General features: G+C 71.6%; 9 protein-coding genes. 5 read left to right on the forward strand and 4 right to left on the reverse strand.

The genetic code is table 11. From position 1 onward, the window contains the following. The first annotated feature begins 800 nt into the window (after positions 1–800). A complete protein-coding gene (locus AB8Z36_RS18875; protein ID WP_369214502.1) occupies positions 801–1,115 on the forward strand; it encodes a hypothetical protein in 315 nt (104 codons plus the stop codon). On the opposite strand, the gene AB8Z36_RS18880 is transcribed toward AB8Z36_RS18875, so the two are convergent. After that, positions 1,078–2,250, reverse strand: coding sequence for an acyl-CoA dehydrogenase family protein (locus AB8Z36_RS18880; protein ID WP_369214503.1), 1,173 nt, complete (start codon positions 2,248–2,250; stop codon positions 1,078–1,080). The genes AB8Z36_RS18875 and AB8Z36_RS18880 overlap by 38 nt on opposite strands. Positions 2,251–2,676: 426 nt before the next feature. Here AB8Z36_RS18880 and AB8Z36_RS18885 point away from each other — a divergent pair, with 426 nt between their 5' ends. Beyond that, the gene (locus AB8Z36_RS18885) at positions 2,677–3,921 is read left to right on the forward strand and encodes a glycoside hydrolase family 18 protein (RefSeq protein WP_369214504.1); all 1,245 of its coding nucleotides are present in this window, start codon (positions 2,677–2,679) and stop codon (positions 3,919–3,921) included. 74 nt (positions 3,922–3,995) lie between these two features. Here AB8Z36_RS18885 and AB8Z36_RS18890 read toward each other — a convergent pair whose 3' ends face one another. Continuing rightward, on the reverse strand, positions 3,996–4,619 hold the full coding sequence (locus tag AB8Z36_RS18890) for a TetR/AcrR family transcriptional regulator (RefSeq protein WP_369214505.1): 624 nt from the start codon (positions 4,617–4,619) through the stop codon (positions 3,996–3,998). A gap of 206 nt (positions 4,620–4,825) precedes the next feature. On the opposite strand from AB8Z36_RS18890, the gene AB8Z36_RS18895 reads away from it, so the two are divergent. Together AB8Z36_RS18895 and AB8Z36_RS18900 are read left to right on the forward strand one after the other, a co-directional pair. Continuing rightward, a complete protein-coding gene (locus AB8Z36_RS18895) occupies positions 4,826–5,374 on the forward strand; it encodes a DUF6230 family protein (RefSeq protein WP_369214509.1) in 549 nt (182 codons plus the stop codon). Then, positions 5,365–6,354: a DUF6114 domain-containing protein gene (locus AB8Z36_RS18900; RefSeq protein ID WP_440581947.1), complete on the forward strand. Its 990-nt coding sequence runs from the start codon at positions 5,365–5,367 to the stop codon at positions 6,352–6,354. Before AB8Z36_RS18895 ends, AB8Z36_RS18900 begins: the two co-directional genes overlap by 10 nt. 73 nt (positions 6,355–6,427) lie before the next feature. Here AB8Z36_RS18900 and AB8Z36_RS18905 read toward each other — a convergent pair whose 3' ends face one another. Further along, a complete protein-coding gene (locus tag AB8Z36_RS18905; protein WP_369214506.1) occupies positions 6,428–6,574 on the reverse strand; it encodes an SCO1431 family membrane protein in 147 nt (48 codons plus the stop codon). A gap of 232 nt (positions 6,575–6,806) precedes the next feature. Here AB8Z36_RS18905 and AB8Z36_RS18910 point away from each other — a divergent pair, with 232 nt between their 5' ends. Beyond that, positions 6,807–8,285, forward strand: coding sequence for a M1 family metallopeptidase (locus tag AB8Z36_RS18910; protein WP_369214507.1), 1,479 nt, complete (start codon positions 6,807–6,809; stop codon positions 8,283–8,285). Between the two features lie 48 nt (positions 8,286–8,333). Here AB8Z36_RS18910 and AB8Z36_RS18915 read toward each other — a convergent pair whose 3' ends face one another. After that, positions 8,334–9,692 carry a peptidase C39 family protein gene (locus tag AB8Z36_RS18915; protein WP_440581948.1) on the reverse strand — a complete coding sequence of 453 codons (1,359 nt, stop codon included), beginning with the start codon at positions 9,690–9,692 and terminating at the stop codon, positions 8,334–8,336. Between the last annotated feature and the right edge of the window lie 262 nt (positions 9,693–9,954).

A 9,954-nucleotide genomic window follows, 5' to 3' on the forward strand; every position in this document is an offset into this window, starting at 1 on the left:
CCCCTGCCTGGGGGCCCTCGCCGGGGGGAGGCCTCGCAGGCAGGGCGCCCCGCGGACGGAGATCGCCCGCGAGCGAGCGCCCCCAGGCAGGGGACACTCACGGATGGGCGCCCGGCGGGCGGGGAGACACACGCGGGCGGGAGGCCCCGCAGGCAGGGCACCTCGCGGACGAAGATCCCACACGAGCGAACGCTCCACGGCCAGGGGGCACTCGCAGACGACGCCCCGCAGGCAGGCCGCCTCGCGGCCGGACAGCTCCTACGAGCGGAGGCCCCGCAGCCAGGGGGCACTCGCGGGCGGTCGCCCGGGGCAGGCGCCCGGGGCAGGGACCCCCCGCGGGCGGAAGGCCTCGCAGGCACGGCACCACGCGGACGAAGACCGCACACGAGCCAACGCCCCGCAGGCAGGAGACACAGGCGGGCGGGCGCCTGGCAGGCAGAGACCCTCGCGGGCAAGAGACACTCACGGACGAGCGCCCAGTGGGCAGGGACGTTTACGGGCTGGAGGCCCGCAGGCACGGCACCGCGCGGACGAAGACCGCACACGAGCCAACGCCCCGCAGGCAGGAGACGCCCACGGACGAGCGCGTCGCACGCGGCGGCCCGCAGGCAGGCCACCCCCGGGCAGGGGTCCTGGCGAGCGGGCGCCCCGCAGGGCAGGGCGGTGGGTGGACAGACGCGCGCCCCGGGCGCCGCCCCCGCGCACGCCCTGAACTGGCGGTCGATTCCGTGCGCCGGTTACCTGGGGGTGGCGGTGGGCGTTGGCCTGGTATGACCCCTACGGACAGTGGTCCGGCGCACGTGCCCACCGGCCGCCGCCGACGCACCCTGGTGACCGTGCCCGCCTCGGCACAAGCGGTTCCCCGGGGGGCCTTCCGTGCCCCGCAGCCGCCGCAGGCCGAGCAGCCGCCGCAGTCGTACCAGGCCAGGTACCCGCAGGTGCACCAGCACACCGGCCAGGACCCGCCGATCTACCGCGCCCTGATCAGGACCTGGGCCGACCGCGGCCGCACCCTGCCCGGACACCACGACCCGGAGTGGAGCATGCTGGTGGCGCCGCCGGTGCCGCGCGGCCCGTTCAGCGCGAGTCGGGACCCGCGAGGTGACGTGCGATGACCATGCGCTGGATCTGATTGGTGCCCTCGACGATCTGGAGCACCTTCGCCTCGCGCATGAAGCGCTCCACGGGGAAGTCCGCGGTGTAGCCGTACCCGCCGAGTACCTGCACGGCGTCGGTCGTCACCTTCATCGCGGCGTCCGTGCAGAGCAGCTTCGCCATCGCCGCCTGCTTGGAGAACGGCCGCCCCGCGTCCCGCAGCCGCGCCGCGGCGAGGTAGAGCGCGCGGCCCGCCTCGATCTGCGTGGCCATGTCGGCGAGCATGAAGCGCAGCCCCTGGAAGTCCGCGATCGGCCGCCCGAACTGCCGCCGCTCGGTGGCGTACGAGAGCGCCTCGTCGAGCGCCGCCTGGGCGACCCCGATGGCGCAGGCGGCGATGCCGAGCCGCCCCGAGTCCAGCGCGGAGAGCGCGATCGCGAAGCCCTGGCCCTCGTCGCCGATGCGCCGGGAGTCCGGTACGCGGACGCCGTCGAAGTGGATCTGGGCGGTGGGCGAGCCCTTCATGCCCATCTTCCTCTCGGGCGCCGCGGCCGTCAGGCCCTCCGCGTCGCCCGGCACCAGGAAGGCCGTGACGCCCCGGGCGCCCTCGCCGCCGGTCCTGGCGAGGACGGTGTAGAAGTCGGCCACGCCGCCGTGCGTGATCCAGGCCTTGGTGCCGGTGATGACCCAGTCGTCGCCCTCGCGCACCGCCTTGGTGCGCAGCGACGCGGCGTCGGAGCCCGACGAGGGCTCGGAGAGGCAGTAGGCGCCGAGGAGACCGCCGCCGAGCATGCCGGGCAGGTGCGCGGCCTGCTGCTCCTTGGTGCCGTACCCGGCGAGGGCGTGGCAGGACAGGGAGTGGACGCTGACGCCGAGACCGACCGTGAGCCGGGCCGCCGCGAGCTCCTCGAGCACCTGGAGGTAGACCTCGTAGGGCTGGTCGCCGCCGCCGAACTCGGAGGAGTACGTGAGGCCGAGCAGTCCCGCCTCGGAGAGGAGCCCGAAGACCTCGCGCGGAAAGCGCCCGGCGTCCTCCTCCTCGGCCGCCCCCGGCGCGATCTCGCGCTGGACGATGTCCCGGACGAGCGAGAGCAGATCCCTGGCCTCGTCCGTGGGCAGCTGACGTTCCACCGGCTGCAAGGCGTGGTCGGGCATGTCGCTCTCCTCCCTGTGGGGCTGCGGCGGACGCCCGCGCGGGGTGAGGCGGCGCCGCCGAAAAACAGTGCCGGGCCAGGGTCTCCTTCCGGGTCACGGAAGCGGCTGACCAGCGGCTCGGGCGCGTTGAGTATGCCCGATCAGCGACAGCCAGTCACTAGTTAACGACCGCTTACTCAACAATGATGCGAGATCTCAACCAAGGCCGCCGAGGACGGTCGCCGAGGACGGCGGCATCGGCGCCGACATTGGTACGCACCATTGACCTCACTGGTCTAGTCCTCCTACTGTTCCCCCGAACGTTTCACCGCGTTCATGCCAAGCGTGACAACCATGCCGAGCGGGCTTTCTCCACGTTTGGCGCAGCAGGTCCACAGCACCACCCCGCCCTTCCCTTCGCCGGGTCCTCCCCCACGAGGAGACACGATGCTCAGACCGCACACTTCCCGCACGGGCTTCCGGGCCCTCGTCGCCACCGCCTGTTGCGCCGTCCTCGGCGCGGGACTGCTGGCCGGTGCGGGTACCGCCGCCGCCGGGCAGAGCGATGCCCCGCAGCAGAAGGCCGCCGCAGGCTCCAAGGTGGTCGGCTACTTCACCGAATGGGGCGTCTACGACCGGAACTACCACGTCAAGAACATCGAGACGTCGGGCTCCGCCAACAAGCTGACGCACATCAACTACTCCTTCGGCAACGTCCAGGGCGGCAAGTGCGCGATGGGCGACGCCTACGCGGCCACCGACAAGGCGTACACGGCCGACCAGTCGGTGGACGGGGTGGCCGACACCTGGGACCAGCCGCTGCGCGGCAACTTCAACCAGCTCCGCAAGCTGAAGAAGAAGCACCCGAACCTCAAGGTGCTGTGGTCCTTCGGCGGCTGGACCTGGTCGGGCGGCTTCACCGAGGCGGCCAAGAACCCCGCGGCCTTCGCCCAGTCCTGCTACGACCTGGTCGAGAACTCCAAGTGGGCCGATGTCTTCGACGGCATCGACATCGACTGGGAGTACCCGAACGCCTGCGGCCTGACGTGTGACACCAGCGGGCGCGACGCGTACAAGAAGCTGATGTCCGCCGTCCGTTCGAAGTTCGGCGGCAACAACCTCGTGACCGCGGCGATCCCGGCCGACGCCTCGGCCGGCGGCAAGCTCGACGCGGCCGACTACGCGGGCGCCGCCCAGTACGTCGACTGGTACAACCCGATGACGTACGACTACTTCGGCGCCTGGGACGCGAAGGGCCCGACCGCCCCGCACTCGCCGCTCACCTCCTACAGCGGCATCCCGAAGGACGGCTACAACTCCGACGCCACGATCAAGAAGCTCAAGGGCCTCGGCATCCCCTCGAACAAGCTGCTGCTCGGCATCGGCTTCTACGGCCGCGGCTGGACGGGCGTCACCCAGAAGGCCCCCGGCGGCACCGCCATGGGCCCGGCGGCGGGCAAGTACGAGCAGGGCATCGACGACTACAAGGTGCTGAAGACCAAGTGCCCGGCCAACGGCACGGTCGGCGGCACCGCGTACGCCCACTGCGGCAACAACTGGTGGAGCTACGACACCCCGGCGACCATCGCGGGGAAGATGACCTACAAGAACCAGCAGGGACTCGGCGGCACGTTCTTCTGGGAGCTCAGCGGTGACACGGCCAACGGTGAGCTGATCAAGGCCATCAACTGACGCACCACGCGCGCGTGCGCACCCGCTGAGGGGTGGGAGCCGGACCGGGCTCCCACCCCTTTCGCGTGTCCGCGTCAGGGCTGCGCCGGTGCCGGGTACGACGGCTCGAAGTCCTCGATGACGCGCAGCGTGTCCCCGAGAGTGCGCGTGAGCAGCTCGCAGACCCGCTCGCGGTCCAGTTCGAAGTGGCCGATCCAGTCGAGCGCGACGCCCTCCACGCTGCACAGCCAGCCGATCAGCGCGGTGCGGGCCATGCGCGGGATGTCCTTGCGGCCGTACGCCCCCTCGGCGATCGCCCCGATCATCGCCTCGCGCACGCCGTCGCGTATGGCGTGCACCTCGGCGTCGAAGCCGACGCCGCCGCTGACGATGGCGCGGTAGGCCGCCTGGTGGTGCTCGGCGTAGCGCAGATAGCCGTCGATGGTGCGCCGCACCCGCCCGGCGGGCGGCAGGTCGTCGTGGCGGCTGGCGCTCGCGACGAGATCGGCGACGGAGTCCTCGATGATCGCCAGGTAGTAGCCGCGTTTGGACTTGAAGTAGTAGTAGATCAGCCCCTTGGCGACGCCCGCCTGCCTGGCGATGTCATCCATCGAGAGCGCGTCGTAGGACGTGTCGGCGAACAACTTCCGGCCAATGGCGATGAGTTCGGCGCGCCGCGCCGCGGAGCGGTCGGAGCCGCGCTGTTGACTATTATTCAATTTCAGCCCTAGTCTCCAACTGCCTCGGGAAATCCGCAGTATGGCAGACCACCGCCGCCTGCCGGACCTGCTCCCGACGGCCCTTCACGCACTCCCCTTGCGCACGCCTGTGCACGCGAACGACGTACGGGAGGAAGACAGTGAACGCCAGACGCAACCCGCTGCCCCAGGGCAGGACCTCGTGGAAGAAGACGGCCGTGGTGGCCATGCCGGCCGTGCTGGCCGTCGGCGTGATGGCCTCCGCGATGGCCGAGGGCGCCCTCGCCGCCTCCTTCGCCGTGTCGGGCACCAGCTTTCAGGTGTCGTCCGGCAAGCTGACGAGCCAGGGCCTCTCCTCATACGTGCAGACCGACCGGGACGTCGACGGCAAGGGGCACCCCGTGGCGCTCCTCGGGATCGGCGACGCCACCTTGTCCGACATCTGTCAGGCCGCCGAGGTGAAGACCCCGGTCGGCACGGTCGTCTTCAAGCTGACGGCGGGCGGCGACGCGGGAAACGTCACCGCGAGCAACCTCGTCATCGACGGCGAGGACCTGGTGGGCGACGCCCGCTTCGGCACCGCCCAGATCGGCAGGGACGCCTCCACGCTCGACGAGGTGCCGGGGATCAAGGGCGAGCGCGGCAAGTTCGGGCTCCAGGCCGGGGACATCACGGTCTCCGGGGTGAAGTCGCACGCCTGGTCGGCGACCGGCGGCAACTTCCGGCTCAAGGGCATGCGGGTGGACGTCAGCCTCGGCGGCAAGAAGTGCTTCTGACCGGCGGCGGCAGGGGCGGCGTACGGGCCTTCCGCAGGGACGGCGGGGGCCCGCTCGACCGGCGCCTGCCCTGGCCCGAACAGCGCCGGGTGCTGCGCCGCTGGCGGCGCACCCGGCCCTTCTGGGGCGGCCTGCTGCTGATCCTGGGCGGCGCCGAACTGCTGCTCCTGCCGCTCTCCCCGCTGACCGTCCTGGTCAGCCTGGGGATCGGCGGGCTCGCGGCGCTCGGCATCGGGATCGCCCTGGTCGTGGCGGGTCTCTTCCTGTGGCTGCTGCCGCACACCCACCACTATGTGAGCGTCAACGCCCTGATCCTCTCCGTGCTCTCCTTCGCGGCGACCAACCTCGGCGGCTTCCTCGTCGGCATGCTCCTCGGCATCGCGGGCAGCGCCATGGGCTTCGGCTGGACGCCGGTGCCCGCAGACGACACAGACGACGCAGACGATCCGGCCCCGCCGAAGGTGCGCGACGGCCAGGGCACCAGGACGCTCGCGGTGCTGCTGCCCGTGGTGATCGTCGCCGGGATCGTGCACGGCGGCCCGGCGAAGGCCGCCCCCGCCGCCGGGGACATCGAGGCGGCACGGACCCCGCCGACCGTCACCACCACCCTCTTCGCGCCGAAGGGCTTCCTGGTCGCGGGCGTGCGTGAGATTCCGACGGCGGACGGTCCGCTGAAGGTCATGGTGCTGCGGATGAGGGCGGCCTCACTCACGGACTACGAGCTGCGGACCCGCGACGGCGGCGGGGAACTGTCCCTCGGCGCGGACACCCTGGACCTGAGCGGCAGCGTCACCCTGTATCTGACCAAGTTCAGGGGGTGCCTCGAAGGCCTCGTCTGTCTGACGTTCACGCCCGACCGGCTGCCGGTGCCGCCCCTCGTGCCGCCGTTCGTCTTCATGACCGACGTCAGCGCCGAACAGGCCCTCGTCACCTCGGACGAGATCGTCGCGGGCGGGCTCTCCCTCGGGGCGTCGGCGTGAGGGAGGCGGCGTGATCCAGATCCAGGCCGCGTTCTCGGCACCCGGCACGGCACCGCCGACGGCGAGAGCCAGGTCACAGCAGACCGGCCTGTGTGACGAGCATCGCGAGGACGATGACGAGCGTCCAGCCCGCCAGGTGTTCCAGCAGCTTGGGTCCGTCTTCCTTGGGTCCGCCGGTACGGGCCTGGACGCGGACGGCGGTGGCAGAGGTCGCGGTCATGTCTTCTCGCTGACGTTCGACTGGAAGTGCTTTCCAGAAGTGGCATCCCCCCACAGGACCCCTCCACCTTGCCAGCAGCTCGGCCGGTTGGGGGAGAGAGCTTGGTCACCCCACAACTGAGGGCGGGTGCCGTGCGTCTAAGACGAGACACGACGTGTCCTCGGCGGGACACCACCCCCTCCCGGCCGGGACACGGCGCACGACCGGGCAGCATCCGACCGAGAGGTTCCCGATGAGCACCTACCGGACGTCCCACCGCGGAGCGCGGCTCGCCCTCGCGGCCGCGATCACCGTGGCGGCCGCCCTCACCGCACCCGTCTCACAGGCCGCGCAGGCCCCTGCCCAGAAGCCGTCGCCCGGCGCGCCAGGACTCGGCGACCCGCTGTTCCCGCTCGACGGGAACGGCGGCTACCGCGTGGACCGCTACTACCTGGACTTCGACTGGCAGGCGCCGAAGACGCCGTTCGAGGCGGCGACCACGATCAGGGCGACCTCCACCCAGGCGCTCTCGCGCTTCAACCTGGACTTCGCGGGCAACACCCTGCACTCCGTGACCGTCGACGGCGCGAAGGCGGCGGCCTCGCGCGAGGGCGACGAGCTGACCGTGACGCCCAGGGCCCCGCTGGCCAAGGGCGATTCCTTCACCGTCAAGGTCACCTACACCGCCGACCCGACGCAGACCCGGCACCGCGACGACGCCATCGAGGACTACGGCTGGATCCCCACGCCCGACGGCACGGTCGTCTACCCGCAGCCCAACGGCTCCCGGCTGATCTTCCCCGGCAACGACCACCCGAGTCAGCGGGCGCCGGTCACCTTCCGCATCTCCACACCCGGCGACCGCACGGCCGTCGCCAACGGCAGGCTGGTCTCCCGCGTCAAGATCCCCGGCGGCAGGCTGCGCTGGACGTACGACTCCGAGCAGCCGCTGTCCACCCAGCTCGTGCAGCTCGCGGTGGGCAGGTTCCAGCTGATCGACGGCGAGGGGCCCGGCGGGCTCCCACTGCGGGACGTCGTGCCGGACGCCCTCGTCGAGCCGACGGCCGCGTACCGCGCGCTCACCCCCGGCCATCTGAAGTGGCTGGAGGAGCGGCTCGGCCCCTACCCCTTCAACCGCTACGGAGTCCTCGTCGGCGACACCGGCCTCGGGGTGGCCCTGGAGACGCAGACGCTGTCCCTCGTCCCCAAGGCGGACCTGCTCGGCACCAAGGTGGACGCCGAGCGCAACCTCGTGCACGAGCTGACCCACCAGTGGTTCGGCGACAGCGTGGCCCTGGAGAACTGGTCCGACCTCTGGGTGAGCGAGGGGCACGCCCGGTTCTACGAACGGCTGTACTCGCAGGCCAACGGCGGGGACAGCTTCGAGGCCGCGATGAAGACCGCCTACGCGGCGCACGACCAGTGGCGCAAGGACTACGGCGCCCCGGCCGAGCCGACCGAGCCCAACCTCTTCAAGCGCATGCGCTACGACGGCTCGGCGCTCGTCCTCTACGCGCTGCGCGAGAAGGTCGGCGACGCGACGTTCCAGCGGATCGAACGCGCCTGGGTGAGCGAGTACAAGGGCCGCACGGCCGGTACGCGGCAGTTCATCGGCCTGGCGTCGAAGGTCGCGGGCGAGGACCTCGAAGGCTTCCTCCACCCGTGGCTGTACGGCTCGAAGACCCCGCCGATGCCGGGGCACCCGGACTGGGTGGTCGACCCGGTGACGTGAGCACGGCCGGGGGCGCGGGCGACGAGCGGCCCGCGCCCCCGACGGCGCTCACTTGATGCCGACGGCCGCCAGCGCCTTCCTCTGCGCCGCGCCGAGCTTGACCGGGAAGTACAGGTAGCAGACGCCGCCGGTGCCGGAGACGACCTTGCCCGCGGCGTTCTTGCGCTTGGTGCGGAGCCAGATGTTCTCCCACTCACGGCGCTTGTAGACGCGGCGCACCGCCGTGTTGCTGGGGGACGCCGGGTCGTTGGCGATGACATCGCCGCCCGCCGTGAAGCCGATGACGGTCATCAGGTGGCCCGCCGTGCCGTACCCGGCGCCCGTCAGCTCCTCCTTGAGGAAGGACTGGGACGTTATGGCCGGGATGCCCGCGGCGATCAGCGTCTCCAGCTCGGTGAGCGAGGCGAGCCGGGTCACGACGCCCTGCATGTCCCTGTACGTGGCCGCGTACGCCGCGTTGAAGGGCCAGTTGCCGCAGCCGTCGTACTGGTAGTCGAACGTCTGGCGGGCCGCGTGGCACACCTGCGGGTCGGCGTAGGAGGGGTCGACCCAGGCGAGGTCGGCGGCCGTGGGCCTGCGGTCCCAGTACTCGATGATCATCTGCGAGGAGGTCGGGCTGCACCAGGCCTCGCCGCCGTTGTCGTACTCGGGGTACTGGCCGGCGTGGATCTCCTGCGAGTACCGGGGGACCTTCAGCTCCTTGGCGAGGCCCGGCCTGGAGGCGGGGACCGTGAAGCGGTCGGGGACCGCCGAGGCCATCGTCCCGGCCCGCCAGACCGTGGGGGTGCCGGTCGCCCCCGGCTTGCGGTACAGCGTGAGCCGGAGCTGGTAGGAGACGACGCGCGGCCCGGCCGCCGGGTCGTCCAACGACAGGGTGTCCGTCCAGACCGTGGACCTGCCGTCCTTCTGGTCGTCGACGGAGGTCCGCCGGATGTCCTGCTCCTTGTCGTCCCCCCTGGTCCAGCGGCCCATCACGTACCAGGGGGTCTTCGTGCCGTCCGTGTACGTGCCCTGGAGCTCGGTCTGGAGCCAGGTGCCCGTCGGGGTGTCGGCGTTCCAGGACGCGATCAGCTCGGTCGCGGGCACGGTGGAGCGGTGCACGGGCGAGGTCCACCGGGCGTACTCCCAGGTGGCGGTCCTGCCGGTGTGCGGGTCGGCGTAGTCGGTGCGGCCCGCGGGCGTCTCGATGCGCAGCCCCGGCCTGGCCCCGGTGGTGACGGCCGTGCCCTCGGCGGTGCCGGTGTGCCAGTCGGCGCCCGTGGTCCAGAAGTGGTTGTCCACGTGCCGGTCGGCGCGTGGGCGGCGGTGTCCGGCGGTGCCCGCGCCCGGGGCGGCGAGCGCGGGGCCCGCACTGGCCGCGAGGGCGGCCACGGCGGCGGCCGTGGCGAGGACGGATCTGCGGGACATGGCGTCAGCTCGGTCGGGTCGGTCAGCTCGGTCCATCAAGGGGACCCCCAGTCGACGTGGTTGCCTGCGGGATGGGAACAGGTCGGTCAGGTGCACGGAAGTGGGCCAACTATGGCCGTTGTCCGCCGACTTCTGCCAGCGCTCCGCACACCGACGCACCCACTTATATTGGCCTCAACCAATGGCATGACCTGCGGCGGCGCGCGGAACACCTCCTTCCGCCGCCGTAGGCTTACCGCGATGACCCAGGACCCGCCGGAAC

It is taken from the genome of Streptomyces flavofungini (genome assembly GCF_041028215.1).
GTDB classification, from domain to species: domain Bacteria; phylum Actinomycetota; class Actinomycetes; order Streptomycetales; family Streptomycetaceae; genus Streptomyces; species Streptomyces flavofungini_B.